Origin of the sequence: Streptomyces sp. ISL-98, assembly GCF_018614055.1 — a bacterium.
GTDB lineage: Bacteria > Actinomycetota > Actinomycetes > Streptomycetales > Streptomycetaceae > Streptomyces > Streptomyces spiramyceticus.
Map to the genome: position 1 here is coordinate 140,823 of NZ_JAGGPB010000026.1, position 26,044 is coordinate 166,866.

Here is a 26,044-nt window from a genome sequence, read left to right on the forward strand (position 1 = left end):
CTGCGGGAGGGGACGTGCGGGGGCGCTCCCCGCAGGGTGTCGAACACAGTTTGGGCGGCGTACAACTGCGACCCCCCGCCCGTTCGGCACCCGAGGAGACGCCCCGGCGCGGCACCGCCCCCGAAGCCACCGCACCACGCCCGGCCCGGCGCAGCTGCACGAAGCCCGGGAGGCTCTGGTCCGTACGGCGCGAGCGTGCATCCGAAATGGGGTCGCCCCGGCGCCGCACCGACCCCGGAACCACAGTGCACGGGCGTTCCGCAGCGCCCCTGGGCAACCGCACCGCACCGCCCACCCCGCCCCCGCGACTCAGCGCCCCTCGCGTCCCACCAGCCCGGCCACCGCCTCCGCGCAGCCCCACGCCACCGTGACTCCCGCGCCCCCGTGGCCGTAGTTGTGGACCAGCAGGCCGTCGCCGGGCAGCGGCTTCGCCTCGATCCGTACGCCCCCGGTCCGGGCGGGCCGCAGCCCCACCCGGTGACCGATGACCCGGGCACCCGCAATCTCCGGCCGAACCTCCGCGCACCGCCCCACGATCGCTTCCGCCGTACGCGGATCGGGCGTAAGGCTCCAGTCGTCCTCCTCCGCCGTACCGCCGAGGATCAGCCGCCCGCGCGGCTGTGGGAAGAAGTACGTCGTCGCGCTCGACGCCGGATCCGCGGCGGTGTACCACTCCTCGATCCCGGGGTTCTCGACCACGACCAGCTGCCCCCGCACGGGCCGAACCGCCGCATCCGGTACGAGCTCCCGCGCGCCCAGCCCAGTGCAGTTGACCACCACCCCCGCCTCGGACGCCGGCTCGGCGAAGTCAGTGATGCCGCGGTTCTCGACGGTCGTGCCCACCGCCGCCAACCGCTCCCGCAGCCACCGCAGATGCACGGGCATGTCGATGAGCGGCAGCACGGCCCGCAGCCCCGTTGCCGTCTCCCGCAGCCCGGGCAACTCCGCCGCCCACGCGCCCAGTCCGGCCGGCGAGGTGTCCGCGTGAACGCCCCCGACCAGCCGTACACCGGTCTCCTCCGGCTTCGCGGCGAGCTCCTCGTACACCTGGTACGACGTGAGTGACCACTCGCCCACCAGCTCCTCCGGCTCGACGCGGTACGGCCACCACAGCGCCCCGGCCACTGCCGAAGTCGTGGACTCCGCAGCCTCCCTGCTCCAGACCCGCACCAGGTTGCCGGCCTCGGCCAGGGTGAGGCCCGTGGTCAGCCCCGTCACGCCGCCGCCCACCACAATCACATCGCTGCTCATGGCCGGACGCTAACGGAATCTGTCATGCCGTGCTCACATCACGTCATGGCTGGGGATACTCAGGACATGTCTGCCGACTACGCGACCTTCGGGCTGGCTCCGGCGATGCGAGCCGGTGCTGTTCTCGCCAATGGTGGCTACCAAGTGCACCGCGAATTCATGGACTTCATCGTCGACGGCCGCCCCCTCCTCCACCAGCTCTCCGACCTGGACGCGGTCTCCCCGCTGGCCTCGGACGTGCCGCCCGCCATCTTCACCGCGCAGGTACGCGGCCTCCTGCTGGAAGCGGCCGCGCCTCTGCCCGGCGGCCGGTACGTCATCTACGGGTGCCCGGAGTGCGAAAGCCTGGAGTGCGGAGCGGTCACCGCGGTCATCGAGCAGGCGGGGGAGGACTTCGTCTGGCGGGACTTCGCGTGGCAGACGAACGAGGACGCCGACCTGGAACTGAACGGCTACCACGGCATAGGCCCGTTCCGCTTCCGCGGAGAGGAATACCGCGCGGCGCTGGAACAGCTGCTGGCCGACGTCGACGAGGAGCCCCCGCCGCGACGCCGGGTCCTGCTGATCGGCGCGCGAGTCGACGTACTGGCCAAGCTGGCGGCCGCCCTGCGCACGATCAACATCGGTGCGGACATCACGCGCGACGCGGCGGACGTCCCGGCCGACGAGCTACGGGCGTACGGGGCGGTGGCCTTCGGCCGGGCGATCGACGAACACGAACGCGCAGCGGTACGGGCCGCCTTCGAACGCGCCGGCGCCGACGTCGCCTACGTGGACGGCCTGGCGCCCATAGTCCCGCTCCTGGTGGCCCAGATAGAACACGCCCTGGACCGGAGCCCGTTGGAGCAGCGGCGCCTGACGCGGCTGGTGGCGGTGGAGGGCGAGGCGGGGGTGGAGGTGACGTCGACCTGCCGGGTACGGCTGATCGCGTACCGCCTGGACCGCCTGTACCGGACGCACACCCATGAGCTCTTCGACGACGTGCTGGAACCGGGGAAGCACCGGATTCCGCTGGACGGGCGGGCGACGAAGGGGCAGTCCTTCATAGTGGCGCGCACGATGGGAGGAGTACTGGTGGCCCCAATGGTCCGCTGATTCCCGCGCTCCTGACACTCCGCTCCGAGGGCTTCGGGCCGCTGCGCCGGACTCCGTCCGAGTGCGGCGTCCGCCCGCACAAGCACCACCGCAGCACGAACCGCCCCGGCACCTGTGCCCCGCCCCGCACTGGCACCGCGCCTGTGCCACGCACCGGCGCCCCACGCTCGGCACTGTCCCTGTGCCGCCACCCCACCGGCGCCCGACACCGGCCGCACCGCTGCACCGGGCCGCACCGCACGGATCGGCACGCGCACCCGCACCTCACCAGCCACTCCATCCGCACGCACCCCACCCCCCCCGCACCCCACCAGCCACTCCCTCCGCACCGCCACCCCACCAGTCTCCGGGCCGTGCCCGTCGGTCCGCCCAAAGCCATCGCTAAGATCTGAGGCCTGATGACTGCAACTCTCGTCGCCAAAGATCTCGCCGCCGGCCACGGCGACCGCTCCCTCTTCTCCGGACTCGACCTCGTCGTCGCGCCCGGCGACGTGATCGGTCTCGTAGGTGTCAACGGCGCGGGCAAGTCCACGCTGCTGCGCCTCCTCGCCGGGCTCGATACCCCCGAGGGCGGTGAGCTGCGGCTTTCCCCGCCGACCGCGACCGTCGGGCACCTCCCGCAGGAGCCCGAGCGCCGCGAGGGGGAGACGCTACGGGCGTTCCTCGCCCGGCGTACCGGAGTGGCCGCCGCGCAGACCGCACTCGACGAGGCGACCCAGGCGCTCGTCGACGCGACACCGGGCGCGGACGACGCGTACTCCGTCGGCCTGGAGCGGTGGCTCGATCTCGGCGGCGCCGACCTGGACGAACGCGCCGAGGAGATCGCCGCGTCCCTCGGCCTGACCGTCGGCCTCGACCAGCCGATGACCGCTCTCTCCGGCGGCCAGGCCGCCCGCGCGGGCCTCGCCTCGCTGCTCCTCTCCCGGTACGACGTCTTCCTCCTCGACGAGCCGACGAACGACCTCGACCTGGACGGCCTGGAGCGCCTCGAACGCTTCGTCTCCGGCCTGCGCGCCGGCACCGTCGTCATCAGCCACGACCGCGAATTCCTCACCCGCACCGTGACCAAGGTCCTGGAGCTCGACCTCGCTCAGCAGCAGATCAAGCTGTACGGCGGCGGCTACGCGGCGTACCTGGAAGAGCGCGACACCGCCCGCCGGCACGCCCGCGAGGACTTCGACGAGTACGCCGACAAGAAGGCCGCCCTCGAAGGCCGCGCCCAGATGCAGCGCGGCTGGATGGACAAGGGCGTCAGAAACGCCCGCCGCAAGGCCACGGACGGCGACAAGCTGGGCCGCAACATGCGCAGCGAGGCCAGCGAGAAGCAGGCGGCGAAGGCCCGCCAGACGCAGCGCATGATCGAGCGCCTGGACGTCGTCGAAGAGCCCCGCAAGGAGTGGGAGCTGCGCATGGAGATCGCGTCGGCCCCGCGCTCCGGCGCGGTCGTCGCCACCCTGCGCGACGCGGAGGTCCGCCGCGACGGCTTCACCTTCGGACCGGCGTCGCTCCAGATCGACTGGGCGGACCGCGTAACGATCACCGGAGCCAACGGCGCGGGCAAGTCCACGCTCCTCGCCGCCCTGCTCGGCCGCCTCCCGCTCGACGCGGGCCATGCCGCGCTCGGCCCCGGGGTGGTCGTCGGCGAGGTCGACCAGGCCCGCGGTCTGTTCTACGGCTCCGAGTCCCTCCTCGACGCCTTCTGCGCGGCCGTCCCCGACACGGAGCCGGCGGACGTACGCACCCTGCTGGCCAAGTTCGGCCTGCGCGCGGCGCACGTCCTGCGCCCCGCCACGACGCTCTCCCCGGGCGAACGGACCCGCGCGGCCCTCGCGCTGCTCCAGGGCAGGGGAGTCAACCTCCTCGTGCTGGACGAGCCGACGAACCACCTCGACCTGACGGCGATCGAGCAGCTGGAGTCCGCACTCGACTTGTACGAGGGCACACTGCTGCTGGTCACGCACGACCGCCGGATGCTGGACGCGGTCCGTACGACCCGGCGTATCGAGGTCGCGGACGGCAAGGTCACCGAGCACTGACACGAGCAAGGCGGTCGGCACAGGCCGCCGCCCTGCTCAAGCCGAGCCGAACCCGGCTCAGGGATTCTCGGCCCTTCGCCGGGCCTCGGCCTCGTCCTGGAGCCGCTGGGAGTACGCCGCTTGCTCGGCCTGGAACTTCGCGTGTTCCTCCTCGGCCCTGCGCCTGGCTTCCTGCTCGGCGAAACGCATGAGCTCGTCGTCATCGCGCGACATGGGGCACCCTCCGTCCGAGAGGCGAACACCCCGGCGGTGCGCCGGGGTGCCTACGCTCCTCAGCGTCGGAGCGCACCCACCCGCCGTCAAGACACCGATTCCAGCCGCGCGTACGGCGCAAGGGCACTCGTACCCCAGGGGAGCCCGGGGGCCTGCCCCGGTGCGAGAAAGGGCGGGTAGGGGAAGCCCGCGGAGCTGCCCCGACCCGCCCCGCCCCCCACGGTCAGCCGCGCTTGCCCGCGCCGCCCGGCTTCGGGTCCGTCAGCCCCGCCCGCCGCAGCGCATCCGCCATCGCACTGTTCGTCGGAGCCGGCGCCTGCCGCGACCCGCCGCCACCAGAGCCGCCGCCACTACCGCCGCGACGCCCGCCACCGCCCCCCTGCCGCTGCTGCGGCGGCCGGCCACCCGAGCCGGCCGAGCCACCCGAGCCACCCGAACCAACGCCCCGCTCCCGCCTCTGCCCACCGGGCGCCGCACCCGACGCCGCCGCCTCATCGTCAAGCCGCAGCGTCAGCGAAATCCGCTTGCGCGGAATGTCGACGTCCATGACCTTGACCTTCACGATGTCACCCGGCTTCACCACATCCCGGGGATCTTTCACGAAGGTCTTCGAAAGCGCCGACACATGCACCAGCCCGTCCTGGTGCACCCCCACATCCACGAACGCACCGAACGCGGCGACATTCGTCACCACACCCTCAAGGATCATCCCGGCCGCCAGATCGCCGATCTTCTCGACGCCGTCCTTGAAGGTCGCGGTCTTGAACGCGGGCCGCGGGTCACGCCCGGGCTTCTCCAGTTCCCTCAGAATGTCCGACACGGTCGGCAGCCCAAAGGTGTCGTTCACGTAATCGGCGGGCCGGAGCGACCGCAGCACCGCCGTGTTCCCGATGAGTGTCCCCACCCCGCTGCCCGCCGTCTTCACCATCGCCCGCACCACCGGATACGCCTCGGGGTGCACGCTCGACGCGTCCAGCGGATCGTCGCCGCCGAGGATCCGCAGGAAGCCCGCGCACTGCTCGTACGCCTTCGGGCCGAGCCGTGCCACATCCTTCAGCCCCTTCCGGGACCGGAAGGGACCGTTGGCGTCGCGGTGCGAGACGATGTTCTCGGCGAGCCCGGAGCTGATGCCGGAGACCCGCGAAAGTAGCGGCGCGGACGCGGTGTTGACGTCGACACCCACCCCGTTCACACAGTCCTCGACCACCGCGTCGAGCGAGCGCGAGAGCTTCACCTCGGACAGGTCGTGCTGGTACTGGCCGACGCCGATCGACTTGGGGTCGATCTTCACCAGCTCGGCGAGCGGGTCCTGCAGCCGCCGCGCGATCGAAACGGCGCCGCGCAACGAGACGTCCATGTCCGGGAGTTCCTGCGAGGCGAAGGCCGACGCCGAGTAGACGGAGGCGCCCGCCTCCGAGACCATCACCTTCGTCAGCTTCAGCTCGGGGTGCTTGGCGCACAGTTCACCGGCGAGCTTGTCCGTCTCGCGCGACGCCGTGCCGTTGCCGATGGCGACGAGTTCGACGGCGTGCTCCTTCGCGAGCCGCGCCAGCTTCGCCAGCGCCTCGTCCCACTGGTTGCGCGGCACGTGCGGGTAGATCACGTCCGTCGCGACGACCTTGCCGGTCGCGTCGACGACGGCGACCTTCACGCCGGTACGGAACCCCGGGTCGAGCCCCAGCGTCGCCCGCGTCCCGGCCGGCGCCGCCAGCAGCAGGTCACGCAGGTTCGCCGCGAAGACGCGTACCGCCTCGTCCTCCGCGGCGGTACGCAGCCGCAGCCGCAGGTCGATCCCGAGGTGGACGAGGATGCGTGTGCGCCAGGCCCAGCGCACGGTGTCGCCCAGCCACTTGTCGCCGGGGCGGCCCTGGTTGGAGATCGCGAAGCGCCGGGCGATCATGCCTTCGTACGTCGTAGGGCCGGTCTCGTCCGACGGCTCCTCCGGTTCGAGGACCAGGTCGAGTACGTCTTCCTTCTCGCCGCGCAGCATGGCGAGGACGCGGTGCGAGGGCAGCGCGGTGAACGGCTCGGCGAAGTCGAAGTAGTCGGCGAACTTGGCGCCCGCCTCTCCCTTGCCGACCCGCACCTTCGCGGCGAGACGCCCGCGCGACCACATGCGTTCACGCAGCTCACCGATGAGGTCGGCGTCCTCCGAGAAGCGCTCGGTGAGGATGGCCCGCGCACCGTCCAGCGCGGCGGCGGCGTCCGCGACGCCCTTCTCCGCGTCCACGAACGCGGCAGCGGCCGCGAGAGGGTCCACCGAAGGGTCGCCCAGCAGCCCCTGGGCCAGCGGTTCGAGCCCCGCCTCGCGGGCGATCTGAGCCTTCGTCCTGCGCTTGGGCTTGAACGGCAGATAGATGTCTTCCAGCCGTGCCTTGGTGTCTGCGGTCCTGATCCGCGCCTCGAGGGCCTCGTCCAGCTTGCCCTGTTCCCGTACGGACTCCAGGATCGCGGTCCGCCGCTCCTCCAGCTCCCGCAGATACCGCAGCCGCTCCTCGAGGGTGCGCAGCTGCGCGTCGTCGAGCATCTCGGTCGCTTCCTTGCGGTAGCGAGCGATGAACGGCACGGTCGAGCCGCCGTCGAGCAATTCCACGGCGGCCCGGACCTGCCGCTCCTTTACGCCGAGCTCCTCGGCGATCCTGCCTTCGATGGACGTCGTCACGATGTTCCCGACTCGCCTTCTCCTGCGGGCTGTGCTTGAGCCTGCATTGTGCAGGGTTGTCGGGTCTCCTGTCGCGCACCCCCGGCCGCCACGCCTCTCTCGGCCGAGCCCCTCCAGCAGGCCCCGTCAGGCACGCCGCCCCCGCCGGCCGCCGCGCGACGCGGTGTCGGACGCGCCGCCGAAGAGCCGGGCCAGGAGCCGGAAGGGGAGGGTCACCACATTCGCGATGGCCGAGCCGACCATACGGAGTCCATCAGCTATCGCACGGAACACGTCGGACCTCCTGCTGTCTCGGTATCGGACAGCAGTACGGGTAGCCGTTCTGCGCGTACGCAAACCCCGCCGGTCAGGGGTGAAGACTCACTTGCCGGTGAGGTCGGCCGGGAACGCCCCGGCGACCACCGCCGCCGCCAGGAAACCGCGCCCGAGCACGGTCAGCCGCTCCACACCCTCCGCGCCCAGGTGCTCGTACGGCGCCGCGTCGAGCCGGTCCGTCGTGTCCTCCAGCTCCGCGCGCAGCGCGGTGCCCGCCTCGGTCAACTCGCCCTCGCCTTCCAGCAGCCCGCGCTCCCGGAGCCGGTCGGAGGCCGCTTCCCAGTCCGTACGGTTCCAGCCCCGGGTCGCCAGCGTCCAGCGCGGCGACATGCCCTTGCCGGTCGCGGTATGGCTGACCAGCGCCTCCACCGGGTCGAGCCCGGCGCCGAGCAGCGCGGTGAGGTGGCCGTCGCCGCGGTGCTCGCGCAGCAGGGTCGCGGCGTGCCAGTACGCGAGGTGGGGCTGCTCGGGGACGGGCAGATCGGCGTGGGCGGCGTACAGCGGACGGGCGTGCGCGGTACAGGCCTCGGCGGCGCGCAGGGCGAGCCCGGCCGCCTCCGCCATCTCGTCGGATGCGACGGCCTCCTCGCCGAGCAGCCGCCGCAGTGTGGTGTCGGCGGCGCGCAGCCGCGCTTCGAGTACGACCTCGGGGGCGGCCGTACGCCACACCTCGGGGACGTGACGGGCGATGAGCGCGTGGCTGAAGTTGTAGAAGGACGCGGCGATCACGCCGGGCCCGACCGCGCCCATGGCGGCGGCCCGGCCCGCGAAGTAGGCGGCGTTGCTGTCCTCGATGCCCAGTCCCGCGAGCTCCTTGGCGAAGTCGGGGGAGAAGTAGACCGTGGAGTGCAGCGGGTTGAGGGCGTTGTGACAGCGGCGGCCGGCGCGCGGGGGAAGAGAGGTCATGGCAGGCACGTTACCGACTGGTCGGTACGACGTGAAGAGCCGGGGCGTCATGGCAGTAAAGGTGGGGTCCTCGTCATTGCGGACATACCTGGCCGCCCCAAGGATGGATCCCATGACACAGCGATCGGTACTCGTCGTCCTCTTCGACGACGTCCAGAGCCTGGACGTGACAGGCCCGGTGGAGGTCTTCACCGGCGCCGCCCTGCAGGTCGGCGACCCCGACGGCGCGTACCGGATCCGTACGGCATCGCTCGACGGCAAACCCGTCCGCACCTCCAGCCGCCTCCAGGTCGTACCGGACTTCGCACTCGCCGACGCCCCCACGCCCCACACCCTGCTCGTCCCCGGCGGCCCCGGCACCCGCAGCCCGGACCCCCGGCTCGTCGACTGGCTGCGCCAGAACGCCCCGAAGGCTGAACGCCTGGTCTCCGTCTGCAGCGGGGCGCTGCTGCTCGCCGAGGCGGGCCTGCTCGACGGGCACCGGGTGACCACGCACTGGGGGGTCTGCGAGCATCTCGCCAGGAAGTACCCGGCCGTCGAGGTCGACCCGGACCCGATCTTCGTACGCGACGGAAAGCTGGCCACATCGGCCGGTGTCACCGCCGGTATCGACCTCGCCCTCGCGCTGGTAGAGGAGGACCTCGGCCGGGAGACCGCACTCACCGTCGCCCGCCACCTCGTCGTGTTCCTCCGACGGCCGGGAAACCAGGCGCAGTTCAGTGCCCAGCTCGCCGCCCAGACCGCCCGGCGCGAGCCACTGCGCGAGGTCCAGCAGTACATCACCGAGCACCCCGGCGAGGACCTGTCCGTCGAGGTTCTGGCGGCCCGCGCTCTGCTGTCGCCGCGCCACTTCGCCCGCGCCTTCCAGGCGGAGACCGGCACGACACCCGGCCGGTACGTCGACCGCGTCCGCCTCGAACACGCGCGGCGCCTCCTGGAGGGGACCGGCGACGGCGTCCAGGAGGTCGCCCGAGCGGCCGGCTACGGAACGCCGGAGGCCATGCGCCGCGCCTTCGTCAAGGCGCTGGGCACGCCGCCCGCCGAGTACCGGCGCCGTTTCCATGCCCCCGTACAAACCCACTGAAAGGCAGACAGCCCACATGCAGACCGCCATTCTCCTCTACGAAGGTTTCACCTCCCTCGATGCCGTAGGCCCCTTCGAGCTGATCAGTCACCTGCCCGGCGCCGAAACCGTGTTCGTTGCCAAGGAGACCGGCCCCGTCCGTAACGACCAGGGCAATCTCGCCCTCGTCGCCGACCGCACCCTCGCCGAGGTGACGAGCCCGGACATCCTGCTCGTGCCCGGCGGCCCCGACGCGCGGCAGGCCATGCGCGACGAGGAGCTGCTGGACTGGGTCCGCGCGGTGGACGCCACCAGTACCTGGACCACGTCGGTGTGCACCGGGTCGCTGATCCTGGCCGGGGCGGGCCTCCTCAAGGGCCGCCGCGCCACGACACACTGGCTCGCGATGGACGAGCTGAAGGCCGCGGGTGCCGAGCCCACCGGCGAGCGGGTGGTGTTCGACGGCAAGTACGTCACGGCAGCCGGCGTCTCGTCCGGCATCGACATGGCGTTGCACCTGCTCGGCCGGGTCGCCGGTGACCAGGTCGCCCAGACCGTACAGCTGATGACCGAGTACGACCCGCAGCCCCCGTACGACGCGGGCTCGCCGGAGAAGGCCCCGGCGGAGATCGTCGCCCGCTGGCGGGACCGATGACTCAGGAACCGCCTGCCACCTTGTAGGTGAAGCGCGGAGCCCTGCGCTCCAGGAAGGCGGCGACACCCTCCGCGGTGTCGCCGCTGCCGCGCGCCTGCTCCGCCCAGTGGGCGTCCCGGTCCTGCCGCCCGTTCGCGAACTCCTTGGCCGCCGCCTGCGTCAGCTGCGAGCGCGAGACGAGCACCCGGGTGAACTCCTCGACCCGCTTGGCCAGTTGGCCCGCCGGAAGCACCTCGTCCACCAGGCCGGTGCGCAGCGCCCGCTCCGTACCGATCAACTCGCCCGAGAACAACAGGTACTTGGCGGCAGCAGGACCCACCAGCGCGACCAGCCGCCGGGTGGACGACGCGGGATAGACGATCCCGAGCTTCGCCGGTGTGACGCCGAAGGACGCGCCCTCCTCCGCGAACCGCAGATCGCAGGCCGCGGCCAGCTGGCTGCCGCCGCCCACGCAGTAACCCCGGACGGCCGCCAGCGTCGGCCCGGGGAACGAAGCGAGCGCCTCCTCGGCCCGTACAGCGAGCGCCTGCGCCTCCTCGCCCGGATCGCGCAGTGAAGAGATGTCCGCGCCCGCGCAGAAGGTGTCCCCGGCGCCCGTCAGCACCAGCGCCCGTACGTCCGTGTCCGCGGCGAGCCGTTCCAGCAGGCCGGGCAGCGCGCCCCACATGCCCGCGGTCATGGCGTTGCGCTTGGCGGGATTGCTGATGACGACGGTGGCGACGCCGTCCGCGACGGTGTGCTGCAGCTGTGGCTCCATGCGCCGGATGCTATCCGTGCGGTGCGACCCCATGACGCGGGGAAGCCCCGGGGGAGAGCAGGAACAGCCGCAGAAGTGACGCAGTCGTATGCGCAATGGTCAGAAGCCGTCGATTGCGGCTGACTTGTGTTCAGTTACCCGGTCCGGACCAACGCGTTCTCAACACTCGGAGGGTGGTGAAAAGCGAACGTCCAGGTTCCACGGAAGACGCCCCGGCCGGCTACGAAGGCGTCTGGCGGTTCACCGCCCCCGCGGACGACGTCTCCGTCCCGCAGGCCCGGCACGCCGTCCGCGACCTGCTGAACCGCCAGGGCGTACCGGCGCAGGACGAACTGGTGCAGGGGCTGCTGCTCATCGTCTCCGAGCTGGTCACCAACGCCGTACGCCATGCGGCGTTGCTCTCGCCCGTACTGGCCGTCGAAGTCGCCATCGGCACGGAGTGGATCAGGGTCTCCGTGGAGGACAACCACCCCTACCGGCCCAAGGCCCTGGAGCGGGACTACGCGCAGACCGGCGGGCGCGGCCTGCTGCTCGTACGGGAGATCACCGTAGAGGCCGGCGGGGTGTGCGACATCGAGCACACCGCGAGCGGCGGCAAGATCATCTGGGTCGCGCTGCCGCTCGCCGGCCCCTCGCTCACCAGCCCGCCTTCGGCCCCGTCAGCTCTCTGATCGCCGGACGCGCCGCGTCGAGCACCGTCAGGAACCACGCCGAGAACGGCGCCCGCGCGTGCTGTTCGGCCAGCTCGTCGGCGGTGACGAAGGACGTCTCGCCGACCTCTTCCGGGTCGGGGCGGAGCGCGGCCTGCGCCATCCCGACGAAGAGGTGGTTGTACTCCTGCTCGACCAGACCCGAGTCCGGGTCCGGGTGGTTGTAGCGGACGGTGCCCGCCTCGGCGAGCAGCGAGGGGGAGATGCCCAGCTCCTCGTACGTACGCCGGGCGGCGGCGGCGAACGGCGACTCCCCGGGGTAGGGGTGCCCGCAGCAGGTGTTCGACCAGACGCCGGGGGAGTGGTACTTGCCGAGCGCGCGGCGCTGGATCAGCAGCCGGCCCGACTCGTCGAAGAGGAAGACGGAGAAAGCGCGGTGCAACTGGCCGGGAGCCTGATGTGCGGCGAGCTTCTCCGCGGTGCCGATGGTTTTGCCGTCCTCGTCGACCAGCTCGAGCAGGATCTCCTGTGCTGTGCCGTTCGACGAGCTGCTCGCCGCGGTGACTGGTGTGCTCGGCATAACCATCCTTCGCTTCGATTCCCGGCCTTCAAGTCTGCCGTACAAAAGCCTCTTGTCCGTACTTCACTCACCCGACCGGGCGTCAGATGGCAGCGTCTGCGGGCGTCCGGCCCCTCAGTGACAGAGCTTTGCCTCGTGCTCGGCGTGACCGCTCGGCTCCAGCTGGAACGTGCAGTGCTCGACGTCGAAGTGGTCGCCGAGGCAGCCCTGCAGCGCGTGCAGCATCTTCTCGTGCCCGACCGAGTCGAGCGCGTCCTGCGTGACGACGACGTGCGCCGAGAGGACCGGCATGCCGGAGGTGATCGTCCAGGCGTGCAGATCGTGTACGTCCTCCACCCCGGGCAGCCCGAGTATGTGCTCGCGCACCTCGGCCATGTCGACACCCTGGGGCGCCGTCTCCAGCAGTACGCCGAGCGTCTCCCGCAGCAGCTTCCAGGTGCGCGGCACGATCATGAGGCCGATCACCAGGGACGCGACGGGGTCGGCCGCCTGCCAGCCGGTCGCCATGATCACACCGGCCGAGACCAGCACGGTGACCGAGCCGAGGGCGTCCGCGAGCACCTCCAGGAAGGCGCCCCGCACATTGAGGCTGTCCTTCTGCCCCTTCATCAGGAGGGTGAGCGAGACCATGTTCGCGACGAGACCGATCAGGGCGAAGACGATCGCCGTACCGCTCTTGGTCTCGGCGGGGGTGATGAACCGGTCGACAGCCTCGAAGAGCAGAAAGCCGCCGACGCCGAGCAGCAGCAGGCAGTTGGCCAGCGCGGCGAGGATCTCGGCCCTGGCGTAGCCGAAGGTGGCGTTGCGGGTGGGCGGGCGGTTGGCGAAGTGGATCGCGAGGAGTGCCATCGCGAGCCCCAGGGCGTCCGTGGCCATATGGGCCGCGTCCGCGATCAGCGCCAGCGAATTCGAGAGCAGTCCACCGACGATCTCGACCGTCATGACGGTCAGCGTGATGCCGAGCGCGATACGAAGCCGTCCCTTGTACGCGGCGGCAGCCGTGCCGGTGGGCGGCGGCCCGCCATGCGTATGCCCGTGATCGTGCCCAGCCCCCATGTGGAGCGCCTCCCCGGATATGTGGATGATCGGCCCGGTGCCAGTGAACTACGGGAGGGGGGTATGTGGCAACACGGCACTGAACACCGTTGTCATATGCCCTGACCTGCGGAAATGACCGCAGGTCAGGGCCTGGGGGCGTCTCCGGCGGATCAGCTCCGGCGGGCTTCCGGATGCCGCAGCAGCCAGCCTTCCCATGCCGAGACGACCATCTCGCGCACCCCGCGCGAGGCGGACCAGCCCAGCTCCTTGGCGATCAGATCGGACGAGGCGACGGCCTGCGCGGCGTCACCGGGGCGGCGCGGCTCGATCACCGGGGCCAGCCCGGAGCCGGTGACCTCGGACACCAGATCGGCGAGCTCGCGCACCGAGACACCCTCACCGCGGCCGATGTTCAGCGTCAGGTCCCCAGCAGCGTCGGTCAGTGCCCGCGCGACCGCCAGATGGGCGTCGGCGAGATCGGCGACGTGAATGTAGTCACGGATGCAGGTGCCGTCCGGGGTCGGGTAGTCGTCCCCGAAGATCCGCGGGGCCTCGCCGCGAGTGATCCGGTCGAAGAACATCGGGATGATGTTGAACACCCCGGTGTCGGCCAGCTCCGGCCTCGCCGCACCCGCCACATTGAAGTAGCGCAGGCACGCGGTCGAGATGCCGTGCGCCCGGCCCGCGGCCCGCACGAGCCACTCGCCGACCAGCTTGGTCTCGCCGTACGGGTTGATCGGGGCGCAGGGTGTGTTCTCGGGGATGAGATCCACCTCGGGCACTCCGTACACCGCCGCGGACGAGGAGAAGACGAAGCGGTGCACCTCGGCCGCGGCGACCGCTTCGAGCAGCACCGTGAGACCGAACACGTTCTCCCGGTAGTAGAGCAGCGGCTCCTCCACCGACTGCCCGACCTGCTTCTTCGCCGCGAGATGCACCACACCTGTGACGTTGTGCTCGGCGAGCGTACGGTCGAGCAGTTCCCTGTCGAGTACGGAGCCGCTTACCAGCGGGATCTCCGGTGGCAGCCGGTCCGTGACGCCGGAGGAGACGTCGTCGAGGACGACCACCCGCTCACCCGCTTCGGCCATGGTCCGCGCCACATGCGCACCGATGTACCCCGCACCACCTGTGATCAGCCAAGTCATGACGGCCACCCTAGGGGGTGTCCGCCGGATCATGCCTGGGCCGCAGGGTCTGGCACGCGCCGCACCCCGAAGCCGGCCTGATCCGCCGGACACCCCCCAGGCCCTTCACAAGGGCGGTTTGTGGGGCGAGGCATCGATCGACGAAGATGATCGCGGCGGGCCGCCCGCCTTCCCGTCCGGTCTTATCGGGGCGTGAACGGGCCGTGAACTCGCGCTTCCGTACATCCGATAGCCTCTGCCGACATGCCTCCGGCCCGCACCGGGCCGGAATGACGCATGCCAGCCACGTCAGCCAAGCCGGCTACGCCAGTGCCAAGGAGTGAGTTCGTCTGTCGACCGCCATCCTCACCGGTCCGCCGGTACCCGGATCGCCGCTCGAGGGCGATCTGCGGTCGCTGGGATTCGACGTACGGTCCGCCGCCGATGCGGACGAGACCGTCAAGCTGCTCGACGCGACACCGGCCGGTGAACGCGTCGCGCTCGTCGACCCGCGTTTCGTCGGTCACGTCCACTCCCTGCGCCTCGCGCTCACGGACCCCCGCTTCCCGGCAGCCGCCGCCCCTGGCGCGCTCACGGCGCAGCCCGAGGCCCGCGCCGCACTCGCCGACGCCGTGCGCAGCGCTCCGGCCTGTCCCGACGCCGTCGCCGAGGCGCTCGACGCCGCAGGCACCGCCGTACAGCGGCCCGAACTCGGCTCGCTGGTCGCCGCCGTCCCCACGGACGACGCCGGGCGCGAGCAGGCCCGCGCCGCCGTCGCCGCCGTCGACGAGGAAGCCGTACGGCTGCGCACCGCGGTGAAGTCCCGCGACGGCTTCTTCACCACCTTCTGCATCAGCCCGTACTCGCGCTACATCGCCCGCTGGTGCGCCCGCCGGGGCTTCACCCCGAACCAGGTCACCACCGCTTCGCTGATCACCGCGCTGATCGCGGCCGGCTGTGCGGCGACCGGCACCCGCGGCGGCTACATCGCGGCCGGTGCGCTGCTGCTCTTCTCCTTCGTCCTGGACTGCACCGACGGGCAGCTCGCCCGCTACTCGCTGCAGTACTCGACGATGGGCGCCTGGCTCGACGCGACCTTCGACCGCGCCAAGGAGTACGCGTACTACGCCGGCCTCGCGCTCGGCGCCGCCCGGGGCGGCGACGACGTATGGGCGCTGGCACTCGGCGCGATGGTGCTCCAGACCGGCCGCCACGTCGTGGACTTCTCCTTCAACGAGGCGAACCACGACGCGGAGTCCAATACGAGCCCCACCGCCGCGCTCTCCGACAAGCTCGACAGCGTCGGCTGGACGGTCTGGGTGCGCCGGATGATCGTCCTGCCGATCGGCGAGCGGTGGGCGATGATCGCGGTCCTGACCGCCGTCACCACCCCGCGCATCGTCTTCTACGCCCTGCTCGTCGGCTGCGCGCTCGCCGCGCTCTACACCACGGCCGGCCGCGTCCTGCGCTCGCTGACCCGCAAGGCACGGCGTACGGACCGAGCCGCCCAGGCCCTCGCCGACCTCGCGGACAGCGGGCCGCTCGCCCAGGCCGTGGCGGCACGTGGGCCCCGTATCAAGGGAGCGTGGACCGCCCCGGTGGTGGCCGCGATCGGTGCTGCGGCGCTGGTGAGCGCGGCGCTCACGCAGCCGTTCGGCAGCCTGCAGGTGGTCGTCGCCGCGGTCTTCTACGCGGTGCTCTCCGGCATAGCCGTGGCCCGCCCCCTCAAGGGCGCCCTCGACTGGCTCGTCCCCCCTGTTTTCCGGGCGGCCGAGTACGGCACGATCCTGATTCTCGCGGCCCGCTCCGAGGTGAACGGAGCATTGCCGGCTGCTTTCGGGCTGGTGGCAGCCGTCGCCTACCATCACTACGACACGGTGTACCGCATCCGCGGTGGCACCGGCGCGCCGCCCCAGTGGCTGGTGCGGACGATCGGCGGGCACGAAGGCCGGACGCTCGTGGTGGTGGTACTCGCCGCGGTCCTGTCGCCGCAGAACACATACCTCACCCTGGCGCTCACGGCCCTCGCTGTGGCCGTGGCGCTCGTGGTGCTCGTGGAGTCCATCCGTTTCTGGGTGTCCTCCGGAGCCCCCGCAGTACACGACGAAGGAGAACCCGCATGATCGGCCTCGTACTGGCTGCCGGCGCCGGACGGCGTCTGCGTCCCTACACGGACACCCTCCCCAAGGCACTGGTGCCCGTGGACGGCGACACGACCGTCCTCGACCTGACGCTCGGCAACTTCGCGGAGGTCGGCCTGACCGAGGTCGCGATCGTCGTCGGTTACCGCAAGGAAGCCGTGTACGAGCGGCGGGAGGCCCTTGAGGCGAAGTACGGCCTCAAGATCACGCTCGTCGACAACGACAAGGCCGAGGAGTGGAACAACGCCTACTCCCTGTGGTGCGCGCGTGACGTCCTCAAGCAGGGTGTGATCCTCGCCAACGGCGATACCGTGCACCCGGTCTCCGTCGAGAAGACGCTGCTCGCCGCCCGCGGCAAGGGCCAGAAGATAATCCTCGCCCTCGACGCGGTGAAGCACCTCGCCGACGAGGAGATGAAGGTCATCACCGACGGCGACAAGGGCGTTCAGCGGATCACCAAGCTGATGGACCCGGCCACCGCCACCGGCGAGTACATCGGTGTCACCCTCATCGAGCCCGAGGCTGCCGAAGAGCTCGCCGACGCGCTGAAGACCACCTTCGAGCGCGACCCCGACCTCTACTACGAGGACGGCTACCAGGAGCTGGTCAACCGCGGCTTCACCGTCGACGTGGCCCCCATCGGCGAAGTGACGTGGGTCGAGATCGACAACCACGACGACCTCGCGAAGGGCCGTGAGATCGCGTGCCTGTACTGACCCGGCTCATCCCGTCCCCGGTCGTCGTCGACATCAACTGCGGCGCCATGGACGATCTGGCCGGCCTCCTGGCCGACCAGCGGATCTCCAACTCGGGCAAGCTCGCCATCGCGACCAGCGGCGGCTCGGGACTGGCGCTGCGCGACAAGCTCGCGCCGGTCCTGCCCGACGCCGACTGGTTCCCCGTCGCCGACGGAACGATCGACTCCGCCGTCAAGCTCGCCGATGACATCAAGGGCAAGCGGTACGACGCCGTGGTCGGCCTCGGCGGCGGCAAGATCATCGACGTGGCGAAGTACGCGGCGGCCCGGGTCGGCCTGCCGATGGTCGCCGTCGCGACGAACCTCTCGCACGACGGCATCTGCTCGCCGGTGTCCATCCTGGACAACGACAACGGTCGCGGCTCCTACGGCGTACCCACGCCCATCGCCATGGTCATCGACCTCGATGTGATCCGCGAGGCTCCGGTCCGCTTCATCCGGTCCGGCATCGGCGACGCGATCTCCAACATCTCGGCCATCGCCGACTGGGAGCTTTCCCACCGCATCACGGGCGAGCCGGTCGACGGACTGGCCGCCGCCATGGCCCGTACGGCGGGAGAAGCCGTACTCCGCCACCCCGGCGGCGTCGGCACCGACGAGTTCCTCACGGTCCTCGCCGAGTCCCTCGTCCTGTCCGGCATCGCCATGTCGATCAGCGGCGACACCCGGCCCTCGTCCGGCGCGTGCCACGAGATCAGCCACGCCTTCGACCTGCTCTTCCCGAAGCGCTCCGCGCTCCACGGCGAGCAGGTCGGCATCGGCGCGGCCTTCGCGATGCACCTGCGCGGGGCACACGACGACGCCGCCCTCTTCGCCGACGTACTGCGCAGGCACGGCCTGCCGGTGCTGCCCGCGGAGATCGGCTTCAGCGTCGACGAGTTCGTCGAGGCCGTTCAGTACGCCCCGCAGACCCGCCCGGGACGCTTCACGATCCTGGAGCACCTCGACCTGTCCGCAGACCAGATCAGGGACGCTTACGCCGACTATGTCAAGACCATCAGTAGCTGAACTCCGTCCGGTCGTTCACCCCGAGGGCGTGAAGGACCGGCGCAGCGGTGAGCACTGGGCCGGGCGCATGTACATGCGAGAGATCTCGCTGCACATCGACCCGTACCTGGTGAACACGAAGATCACGCCCAACCAGCTCACCTACCTCATGGTGGTCGTGGGCGTCATCGGCGGTGCGACGCTGCTGATCCCCGGGCTCACCGGCGCGATCCTCACGGTGGTGCTGTTCCAGATCTATCTGCTGCTCGACTGCGTCGACGGCGAGGTCGCCCGCTGGCGCAAGCAGACCTCGATCACCGGTGTCTACCTGGACCGCATCGGCCACTATCTGTGCGAGGCCGCCCTGCTGGTGGGCTTCGGCGTACGCGGCGCGGACGTCTTCGGCGACGGAGGGCCGGAGTGGCTGTGGGCCTTCCTCGGTACGCTCGCCGCGCTCGGCGCGATCCTGATCAAGGCCGAGACCGACCTGGTCGACGTGGCCCGCCAGCGCAGCGGACTGCCCGCCGTCAAGGACGAGGCCTCCGTGCCCCGCTCCTCCGGTCTGGCCCTGGCCCGTCGCGCAGCGGCCGCGCTGAAGTTCCACCGGCTGGTCGGCGGCATCGAGGCGAGCCTGTTCATCCTGGTCGTGGCGATCATCGACAGCGTCCAGGGCGACCTGTTCTTCACCCGCCTCGGCATCGCGATCCTCGCTGGCATCGCGATCGTCCAGACGCTTCTGCACCTCGTGTCCATCCTCGCTTCGAGCAGGCTGAAGTGACGGGCGCGGGCATGGACGCGGGCACGGGCATGAAGGTCGGCGCCGTCATCATCACCATGGGCAACCGCCCGGACGAGCTGCGCGCCCTCCTCGACTCGGTCGCCAAGCAGGACGGCGACCGCGTCGAGGTCGTGGTCGTGGGCAACGGCTCCCCTGTCACCGGTGTCCCCGAGGGCGTACGGACCGTGGAGCTGCCCGAGAATCTGGGCATCCCGGGCGGCCGCAACGCCGGCATCGAGGCGTTCGGCCCCAGCGGCGCCGAGATGGACGTTCTCCTCTTCCTCGACGACGACGGTCTGCTGGCCCACCACGACACGGCCGAGCTGTGCCGCCAGGCCTTCGCCGCCGACCCGAAGCTGGGCATCATCAGCTTCCGGATCGCGGACCCGGAGACGGGGGAGACCGCACGCCGCCATGTGCCCCGGCTGCGTGCGTCGGATCCCCTGCGCTCCTCGCGCGTCACGACCTTCCTCGGCGGCGCCAATGCCGTACGTACCAAGGTCTTCGCCGAGGTCGGCGGGCTGCCGGACGAGTTCTTCTACGCTCACGAGGAGACCGATCTGGCCTGGCGGGCGCTCGACGCCGGCTGGATGATCTACTACCGCTCGGACATGGTCCTGTACCACCCGACGACGGCTCCCTCCCGCCACGCGGTGTACCACCGCATGGTGGCCAGGAACCGGGTCTGGCTGGCACGCCGCAATCTGCCGGCCCCCCTGGTGCCCGTCTACCTCGGTGTATGGCTGCTGCTCACGCTGGCGCGACGCCCCTCCGGACCTGCGCTGAAGGCATGGTTCGGCGGCTTCTGGGAGGGGTGGACAAATGCCCCAGGTCCCCGCCGTCCGATGAAGTGGCGTACCGTCTGGCGCCTGACCCGGCTCGGGCGACCCCCTGTTATCTGACAAGCTCGGGTCCGACAGCGCCTTATTGCCCTGCGCATCTTGAACACGAAAGTTTCAACTTGTGAGTGACACAACCCATGACGGTGCGGTCGCGACGAGCGCCCCGCCATCTCCCGACGACGCACTTACCCCGGCGGAGCTCGCCGCCAAGTACGGCCTGTCGGTGAGCGGTGCCCGACCGGGGCTGATCGAGTACGTCCGGCAGCTGTGGGGCCGGCGCCACTTCATCCTCGCCTTCTCGCAGGCGAAGCTGACCGCCCAGTACAGCCAGGCCAAGCTCGGCCAGCTGTGGCAGGTGGCGACCCCGCTGCTGAACGCGCTCGTGTACTTCCTCATCTTCGGCCTGATCCTGGAGGCCGACCGGGGCATGGACCGGCAGGTCTACGTCCCCTTCCTGGTCACGGGCGTATTCGTCTTCACCTTCACCCAGAGCTCGGTGATGGCCGGTGTCCGGTCGATCTCGGGCAACCTCGGACTGGTCAGAGCGCTGCACTTCCCGCGCGCCTCGCTGCCGGTCTCTTTCGCGCTCCAGCAGCTCCAGCAGCTGATGTTCTCGATGATCGTGCTCGTGATCATCGCGGCCGCCTTCGGCAGCTACCCCTCGCTGTCCTGGCTGCTCGTCCTCCCGGCGCTGGCGCTGCAATTCGTCTTCAACATCGGCCTCGCCCTGATCATGGCCAGGCTCGGCAGCAAGACGCCCGACCTCGCGCAGCTGATGCCGTTCGTGATGCGTACATGGATGTACGCGTCCGGCGTGATGTTCAGCATCCCGCAGATGCTCAAGGACAAGGACCTGCCCGGCTGGGTCACGGACGTGCTCCAGTGGAACCCGGCGGCCGTCTACATGGACCTCATCCGCTTCGGCCTGATCGACGGCTACGGCTCCGAGAACCTGCCCCCGCACGTGTGGGCCGTCGGGCTGGGCTGGGCGCTGCTGATCGGCGCCGCGGGCTTTGTGTACTTCTGGAAGGCTGAGGAGAGGTATGGCCGTGGCTGACGACAACACGCAGGGGCGTATCCCCACGGTCATCGCCGACGACGTGCACATCGTGTACCGGGTCAATGGCGGCGCGGGCGGTCGTGGCAGTGCCACCGCCGCACTGAGCCGCATCATGAAGCGCGGCAAGGGCGACGCACCCGGCGTACGCAAGGTGCACGCGGTACGAGGGGTCTCCTTCACCTCCTACCGCGGCGAGGCGATCGGCCTGATCGGTTCGAACGGCTCGGGCAAGTCCACCCTGCTGCGCGCCATCGCCGGCCTCCTCCCCACGGAACAGGGCAAGGTCTACACGGACGGCCAGCCCTCGCTGCTCGGCGTGAACGCGGCTCTGATGAACGACCTGACCGGCGAGCGCAATGTCATCCTCGGCGGCCTGGCGATGGGCATGTCGCGCGAGGAGATCCGCGAGCGGTACGCGCAGATCGTCGACTTCTCGGGCATCAACGAGAAGGGCGACTTCATCACACTGCCGATGCGGACGTACTCGTCCGGCATGGCGGCAAGGCTGCGCTTCTCGATCGCCGCTGCCAAGGATCACGACGTACTGATGATCGACGAGGCGCTGGCCACGGGTGACCGGAAGTTCCAGATCCGCTCCGAGCAGCGGATCCGCGAGCTCCGCAAGGAGGCCGGCACGGTCTTCCTGGTCAGCCACAGCAACAAGTCGATCAGGGACACCTGCGACCGCGTGCTCTGGCTGGAGAAGGGCGAGCTCCTGATGGACGGCCCCACGGACGAGGTCCTCAAGGCCTACGAGAAGGAAACGGGCCGCTAGGCCTCAAAAATGCCGGACGGGCTGAATTTCAGCCCGTCCGGCATTTTTGAGGACCGGGGTCTGGGGCGGAGCCCCCTGCGGCGGCAGCCGCACATGTCACAGCCGGGAAGGGGCGGGTAGGGGAAAGGAAAGCCCCGCCCCACCCCGCGCGCAGCTCACACCTTGGCGGGCGAACGCTCCCTCTCGGCGAGCACCGGCACCACCGCCGGCGCCTCGTCCAGCCCCACCCGCGCATGCAGCCTCCGCAGCGCACGCGGCGCATACCACGCCCCCCGCCCCAGCACCCGCATCGCCGCTGGCACCAGCACTCCCCGCACCGCCACCGCGTCGATCACGATCGCGAGTCCGCTGCCGATGCCGAACATCTGCAGGAAGCTGATGTCGCTCGTGCCGAAGGCGAAGAAGCTCACCGCGAGCAGCCCCGCCGCCATGGAGACGATGCGGCCGGTGCGGGCCAGCCCCTGGGTGACCGTCTTCGTACGGTCGGCCCCCGCGTCGTGGAGCTCCTTCATCCGGCTGGTCACGAAGACCTCGTAGTCCATCGAAAGACCGAACGCGACGCAGAACAGCAGCACGGTCATCGAGGTGTCCATCGGCTGGGGCGTGAAGCCGAGAAGCGATGCCAGATGGCCGTCCTGGAAGATCCACACCATCGCACCGGCGGCCGCCGACAGGCTGATCCCGTTGAGCAGCAGCGCCCGCAGCGGCTGCACGACGCTGCCGGTGAAGAGGAACAGCAGCACGAAGGTCGTCACCACGATCAGCCCGACCGCGAACGGCAGCCGCACCCCGATGGAGTGCTTCGAGTCGACCAGCCTGGCGTCCGTACCACCGACGAGCGTCTCCGTGCCCGCAGGTGCCGGGACGGCGCGGATGTCCCGTACGAGATCCTGTGCCGCGTCCGACTTGGGCGCGTGCCCGGTGACGACCACGAGCCGCTGGGCGTCCGGGCGCCCCAGCGCCGCCGCCGCGGGCCCCGCTTCCCGGGCGTTGCCCGCCGTGTACGTCGCCGAGCTCGCGTCGACCCGTACGACGCCGTCGAGCCGCGAAAGCTCCTGCGCGTACGCACCGAGCGGCGCGGCGGCGACCGCCTCCGTGGTCACCACCTGCACCGCGCCGTCGTCGTCGCCCGCGAAGTCGCGCTGGACGGCGGTGGCGACCTGCCTGCTCTTCGCGTCCTCGGGCAGCACCCGCTCGTCCGGGGTGCCGAAGGTGACCCCGAGCAGCGGGCTCGCGGCCAGGAGCAGCACGGCCAGGACCGGCAGTGCGGTGAGCGCGGGGCGGCGCATCACCAGGCCCGCGAGGCGCCCCCAGAAGGGGGCGTCGGGGCGGCGTACCGAGTCGGCCCAGGGCATGCGGCCCTTGTTGATCCGGTGGCCGAGCAGCGCCAGCAGGGCGGGCACGATGAGCAGCGCACTGAGTGCGGCCACCGCGACCACGCCGATCCCGGCGTAGGCGAAGGAGCGCAGGAAGTACGGCGGGAAGATCAGCAGGGCCGCCAGGGCGGCGGCGACCGTGGCGGCGGAGAAGACGATGGTGCGGCCCGCCGTCGTCACGGTGGTGCGTACGGCGTCGGGAACCTCCTGTCCGGCGGCGAGCTGCTCGCGGAACCGGCTGACCAGCAGCAGCGCGTAGTCGATCCCGAGGCCCAGGCCGAGCGCCGTCGTCAGGTTGACGGAGAAGACGGACACGTCGGTGAGACTGCCGAGCACGAACAGTTCGGCGAAGGTGCCGACGATCGCGATCAGCCCGACGACCAGCGGAAGCAGCGCGGCCACCACACTGCCGAAGGCGAGCACCAGAAGAATCAGCGTCAGCGGTACGGCGATCGCTTCGGCCAGCGCCAGGTCGGCCCCGACCTGGGACGTGACGTCATTGCCGACCGCCGCCTCGCCGCCCGCCTGCACGCTCACCCCGTCGCGGTCACCGGCGTACTTGTCGACCAGGGCGTCGGCGCGTTCGAGGATCTCGCTGTCCTTGCCCTTCACATGGGCGACAACCAGCGCCTGGCTGCCGTCCTCGGAGGTCAGCTGCGGGCTCTTGGCATCCCAGTAGGACGCCACATTGGTCACGGTGGTGTCGTTCCTGAGGCCGTCGGTGATCGAGCGGCCGCGCTCGGCGACGGCCGGGGAGGTCAGACCGCCCCCGTCGGCGGGTTCGGCCCGTACGAGGAACACCAGATTGGTCTCCCCGCCGAATTTCTCGTCGATCACGCGCTGAGCGTGGATCGACGGCGCGTCGGGGTCGTCGAAGCCGCCTCCGAGCAGCTTGCCGAACGCGCCCATTCCGATGGCTGCCATGGCGACCACCGCCACGGCGCCGAGTACGAGTACGAGCCTGGCCCTGTGGAGGGTGAGCTCGGCGATCCTGGTCAGCACGGTGTACCCCTTGCCTGAGTGGGCATGTTTACTTCGTTAACATCGAATGTCTCAGGGGATGTTAATGCTGTCAACATCAGGCAGGATGAACGTATGTCAGCGAACTCGGGCGGCAAGGCCGGCTACCACCACGGCAACCTGCGCAATGCGCTGATCAGGGCCGCTGTCGAGCTCGCGGCCGACGGCGGCCCCGAAAAGGTCGTCCTGCGCGAGGCCGCCCGCCGCGTCGGCGTCTCGCCCACCGCCGCCTACCGCCACTTCGCGGGCCAGGCCGAGCTCCTGCACGCCGTCAAGATCCATGGCCAGCAGGCACTCGCCGACTCGATGGAGAAAGCGGCGGACGAGGCTCCTCGCTCCACCGACCCCGGGGAGGCCGCGGAGCTGCGGCTCTCGGCCATCGGGCGCGGTTACATCCGCTTCGCCCTGGCGCAGCCCGGCCTCTACCGCTCGGCCTTCTGCCCACCCGTCGCGGGTGAGGGGGAGGCCAGGGGGGAGTGGACCGGCGTGGCGGCCCCGGGCGACGACCCGGAGTACCGGGCATTCGTGCTGCTCACCGGCGCACTCGACGCACTGGTCGCGGCCGGGCGCATGCCCGAACGGAACCGTCCGGCTGCCGAGGCCGCGGCCTGGGCGGGCGTGCACGGCCTGTCCCTGCTGATCCTCGACGGGCCCATGCGCCATCTCCCCGACGCCGAGCGCGATGCGGTGATCGAACGCACCCTGAAGATGATCGTCTCCGGGATGATGGCGCCGTAAGACGCCGGAATCGTCAACTCCGTGCGCCTTCGGGAAGGTTGGGGCGTTTCGCAGCCTTGTTGTAATGCGCGCAGCACCCCGACATGGCGTTGAGGGTTGTACAACGTAAGCTGTACCGGTGCTGATTCGCGGCAAGTGGGGCGATACCCCCTAGGGTCTCGCCGGTCGGCGGCCCTCCACGCCGGAGGACCGGCGGCGTGTCCGAAAAGGGATGCATTGGGTCGGCAGTGTAGAACGGGAGATGTGACGGCAATGGCTATGGAATCTCTCCAGCTCCGAGACGCTTCCGCCGTTCCCGCACCAGGCAGTCTCCGATGACCGGAGTCCGGCACGTGCGCCCAGACGCCCACTCGCGCACCACCCTCGACAAGGCCGCCGACGAGAATTTCCCGGTGGCTCCCTTCTTTCTGCCGCGAGCCTGGCGCGACGACCTCATGGCCGTGTACGGCTACGCCCGCCTCGTCGACGACATCGGCGACGGCGACCTCGCACCCGGCGGCGCCGACGCCCGCCTCCTCGGCGTCGACCCCGCCCTGGCCGACGACCGCCTGATCATGCTCGACGCCTTCGAGTCCGACCTGCGCCGCGTCTTCGACCGCACCGGTGACGGCCCGCGCCACCCCCTGCTGCGCGCGCTCGTGCCCACCGCGCGCCGCTGCTCCCTCACCCCCGGCCCCTTCATCGGGCTCATCGAAGCCAACCGGCAGGACCAGCTCGTACGGCGCTACGAGACGTACGACGACCTCCTCGCGTACTGCGAGCTGTCCGCCAACCCCGTTGGCCGGCTGGTCCTGGCGATCACCGGCACCGCAAGCCCCGAGCGCATCCGCCGCTCGGACGCGATCTGCACCGCCCTGCAGATCGTCGAACACATCCAGGACGTCAGCGAGGACCTCGGCCGCGACCGGATCTACCTGCCCGCCCAGGACATGGCCCGCTTCCAGGTGCAGGAGGCCGATCTGGCCGCGCCCACCGCGAACGCATCGGTGCGCGCGCTGGTCGCATTCGAAGCGGAACGCGCCCTGCACCTCCTGAATGAAGGCACCCCGCTCGTGGGTAGCGTCCACGGCAGGCTCAAGCTGCTGCTCGCCGGTTTCGTGGCCGGTGGACGTGCCGCCCTCACCGCGGTTGCTGCCGTCGGCCATGACGTACTTCCTGGACCGCCCAAGCCCACCAAGCTCAGCCTGCTGCGCGCAGTGGGAGCTGTCTTGCGATGAGACCG

The 26,044-nt window shown here is 70.6% G+C and carries 24 protein-coding genes; 14 read left to right on the top strand and 10 right to left on the bottom strand.

Annotated features, from left to right (window positions below):
* Positions 1 to 309 precede the first annotated feature (309 nt).
* Positions 310 to 1,251: an FAD-dependent oxidoreductase gene (locus tag J7I98_RS19090; protein ID WP_214921951.1), complete on the bottom strand. Its 942-nt coding sequence runs from the start codon at positions 1,249 to 1,251 to the stop codon at positions 310 to 312.
* A gap of 66 nt (positions 1,252 to 1,317) precedes the next feature.
* Here J7I98_RS19090 and J7I98_RS19095 point away from each other — a divergent pair, with 66 nt between their 5' ends.
* Both J7I98_RS19095 and J7I98_RS19100 read left to right on the top strand, forming a co-directional pair.
* Positions 1,318 to 2,346, top strand: coding sequence for an oxidoreductase (locus J7I98_RS19095; RefSeq protein WP_214921952.1), 1,029 nt, complete (start codon positions 1,318 to 1,320; stop codon positions 2,344 to 2,346).
* A gap of 398 nt (positions 2,347 to 2,744) precedes the next feature.
* Positions 2,745 to 4,382, top strand: coding sequence for an ABC-F family ATP-binding cassette domain-containing protein (locus J7I98_RS19100; RefSeq protein ID WP_214921953.1), 1,638 nt, complete (start codon positions 2,745 to 2,747; stop codon positions 4,380 to 4,382).
* A 57-nt stretch (positions 4,383 to 4,439) separates the two neighbouring features.
* On the opposite strand, the gene J7I98_RS19105 is transcribed toward J7I98_RS19100, so the two are convergent.
* From J7I98_RS19105 to J7I98_RS19120, 4 genes are all read right to left on the bottom strand, one after another.
* Positions 4,440 to 4,595: a hypothetical protein gene (locus J7I98_RS19105; protein ID WP_214921954.1), complete on the bottom strand. Its 156-nt coding sequence runs from the start codon at positions 4,593 to 4,595 to the stop codon at positions 4,440 to 4,442.
* Between the two features lie 223 nt (positions 4,596 to 4,818).
* Positions 4,819 to 7,257 (bottom strand): Tex family protein, encoded by a 2,439-nt coding sequence (locus tag J7I98_RS19110; RefSeq protein ID WP_214921955.1) that lies wholly within the window; start codon positions 7,255 to 7,257, stop codon positions 4,819 to 4,821.
* Positions 7,258 to 7,383: 126 nt separating this feature from the next.
* Positions 7,384 to 7,530: an LPFR motif small protein gene (locus J7I98_RS19115; protein WP_214921956.1), complete on the bottom strand. Its 147-nt coding sequence runs from the start codon at positions 7,528 to 7,530 to the stop codon at positions 7,384 to 7,386.
* A gap of 87 nt (positions 7,531 to 7,617) precedes the next feature.
* Positions 7,618 to 8,478 carry a hypothetical protein gene (locus J7I98_RS19120; protein WP_214921957.1) on the bottom strand — a complete coding sequence of 287 codons (861 nt, stop codon included), beginning with the start codon at positions 8,476 to 8,478 and terminating at the stop codon, positions 7,618 to 7,620.
* A 112-nt stretch (positions 8,479 to 8,590) separates the two neighbouring features.
* Between J7I98_RS19120 and J7I98_RS19125 the strand changes: the two genes are divergently transcribed.
* Both J7I98_RS19125 and J7I98_RS19130 read left to right on the top strand, forming a co-directional pair.
* Positions 8,591 to 9,562 (top strand): GlxA family transcriptional regulator, encoded by a 972-nt coding sequence (locus tag J7I98_RS19125; protein ID WP_214921958.1) that lies wholly within the window; start codon positions 8,591 to 8,593, stop codon positions 9,560 to 9,562.
* A 16-nt stretch (positions 9,563 to 9,578) separates the two neighbouring features.
* Positions 9,579 to 10,196: a DJ-1/PfpI family protein gene (locus J7I98_RS19130; RefSeq protein ID WP_214921959.1), complete on the top strand. Its 618-nt coding sequence runs from the start codon at positions 9,579 to 9,581 to the stop codon at positions 10,194 to 10,196.
* Position 10,197: 1 nt separating this feature from the next.
* Here the strand turns inward: J7I98_RS19130 and J7I98_RS19135 are convergent, their stop codons facing one another.
* On the bottom strand, positions 10,198 to 10,953 hold the full coding sequence (locus J7I98_RS19135; protein WP_214921960.1) for an enoyl-CoA hydratase/isomerase family protein: 756 nt from the start codon (positions 10,951 to 10,953) through the stop codon (positions 10,198 to 10,200).
* 173 nt (positions 10,954 to 11,126) lie between these two features.
* On the opposite strand from J7I98_RS19135, the gene J7I98_RS19140 reads away from it, so the two are divergent.
* Positions 11,127 to 11,624 (top strand): ATP-binding protein, encoded by a 498-nt coding sequence (locus tag J7I98_RS19140; protein ID WP_374225149.1) that lies wholly within the window; start codon positions 11,127 to 11,129, stop codon positions 11,622 to 11,624.
* Here the strand turns inward: J7I98_RS19140 and idi are convergent.
* The 3 genes from idi to galE all read right to left on the bottom strand — a co-directional run bounded on the left by idi (position 11,590) and on the right by galE (position 14,369).
* Positions 11,590 to 12,183, bottom strand: coding sequence for an isopentenyl-diphosphate Delta-isomerase (idi, locus tag J7I98_RS19145; RefSeq protein WP_214921962.1), 594 nt, complete (start codon positions 12,181 to 12,183; stop codon positions 11,590 to 11,592). The two genes, J7I98_RS19140 and idi, sit on opposite strands and share 35 nt — an antisense overlap.
* A 114-nt stretch (positions 12,184 to 12,297) precedes the next feature.
* Positions 12,298 to 13,239, bottom strand: a complete 942-nt coding sequence (locus J7I98_RS19150; RefSeq protein ID WP_214921963.1) for a cation diffusion facilitator family transporter — start codon at positions 13,237 to 13,239, stop codon at positions 12,298 to 12,300.
* Between the two features lie 152 nt (positions 13,240 to 13,391).
* The gene (gene galE / locus J7I98_RS19155; protein WP_214921964.1) at positions 13,392 to 14,369 is read right to left on the bottom strand and encodes a UDP-glucose 4-epimerase GalE; all 978 of its coding nucleotides are present in this window, start codon (positions 14,367 to 14,369) and stop codon (positions 13,392 to 13,394) included.
* A 329-nt stretch (positions 14,370 to 14,698) separates the two neighbouring features.
* Here galE and J7I98_RS19160 point away from each other — a divergent pair, with 329 nt between their 5' ends.
* From J7I98_RS19160 to J7I98_RS19190, 7 genes are all read left to right on the top strand, one after another.
* Positions 14,699 to 16,471: a DUF5941 domain-containing protein gene (locus J7I98_RS19160; protein WP_214922021.1), complete on the top strand. Its 1,773-nt coding sequence runs from the start codon at positions 14,699 to 14,701 to the stop codon at positions 16,469 to 16,471.
* Positions 16,468 to 17,205, top strand: coding sequence for a sugar phosphate nucleotidyltransferase (locus J7I98_RS19165; protein ID WP_214921965.1), 738 nt, complete (start codon positions 16,468 to 16,470; stop codon positions 17,203 to 17,205). The genes J7I98_RS19160 and J7I98_RS19165 overlap by 4 nt, the downstream gene beginning before the upstream one ends.
* Entirely contained in the window at positions 17,193 to 18,254 is a 1,062-nt protein-coding gene (locus tag J7I98_RS19170) for an iron-containing alcohol dehydrogenase family protein (protein ID WP_214921966.1), read from the top strand. The genes J7I98_RS19165 and J7I98_RS19170 overlap by 13 nt, the downstream gene beginning before the upstream one ends.
* Positions 18,232 to 19,011 (top strand): CDP-alcohol phosphatidyltransferase family protein, encoded by a 780-nt coding sequence (locus J7I98_RS19175; protein WP_214921967.1) that lies wholly within the window; start codon positions 18,232 to 18,234, stop codon positions 19,009 to 19,011. The genes J7I98_RS19170 and J7I98_RS19175 overlap by 23 nt, the downstream gene beginning before the upstream one ends.
* Positions 19,012 to 19,022: 11 nt before the next feature.
* The gene (locus J7I98_RS19180) at positions 19,023 to 19,913 is read left to right on the top strand and encodes a glycosyltransferase family 2 protein (protein ID WP_374225150.1); all 891 of its coding nucleotides are present in this window, start codon (positions 19,023 to 19,025) and stop codon (positions 19,911 to 19,913) included.
* A 61-nt stretch (positions 19,914 to 19,974) separates the two neighbouring features.
* Positions 19,975 to 20,910 carry an ABC transporter permease gene (locus tag J7I98_RS19185; RefSeq protein WP_214921968.1) on the top strand — a complete coding sequence of 312 codons (936 nt, stop codon included), beginning with the start codon at positions 19,975 to 19,977 and terminating at the stop codon, positions 20,908 to 20,910.
* Complete coding sequence (locus J7I98_RS19190; protein ID WP_214921969.1) at positions 20,903 to 21,688, top strand: ABC transporter ATP-binding protein; 786 nt, start codon at positions 20,903 to 20,905, stop codon at positions 21,686 to 21,688. Before J7I98_RS19185 ends, J7I98_RS19190 begins: the two co-directional genes overlap by 8 nt.
* A 155-nt stretch (positions 21,689 to 21,843) precedes the next feature.
* On the opposite strand, the gene J7I98_RS19195 is transcribed toward J7I98_RS19190, so the two are convergent.
* The gene (locus J7I98_RS19195) at positions 21,844 to 24,066 is read right to left on the bottom strand and encodes an MMPL family transporter (protein WP_214921970.1); all 2,223 of its coding nucleotides are present in this window, start codon (positions 24,064 to 24,066) and stop codon (positions 21,844 to 21,846) included.
* Between the two features lie 93 nt (positions 24,067 to 24,159).
* Between J7I98_RS19195 and J7I98_RS19200 the strand changes: the two genes are divergently transcribed.
* Positions 24,160 to 24,822 (top strand): TetR/AcrR family transcriptional regulator, encoded by a 663-nt coding sequence (locus J7I98_RS19200; protein WP_214921971.1) that lies wholly within the window; start codon positions 24,160 to 24,162, stop codon positions 24,820 to 24,822.
* 314 nt (positions 24,823 to 25,136) lie between these two features.
* On the top strand, positions 25,137 to 26,039 hold the full coding sequence (hpnC, locus tag J7I98_RS19205; RefSeq protein WP_214921972.1) for a squalene synthase HpnC: 903 nt from the start codon (positions 25,137 to 25,139) through the stop codon (positions 26,037 to 26,039).
* Positions 26,040 to 26,044 lie beyond the last annotated feature (5 nt).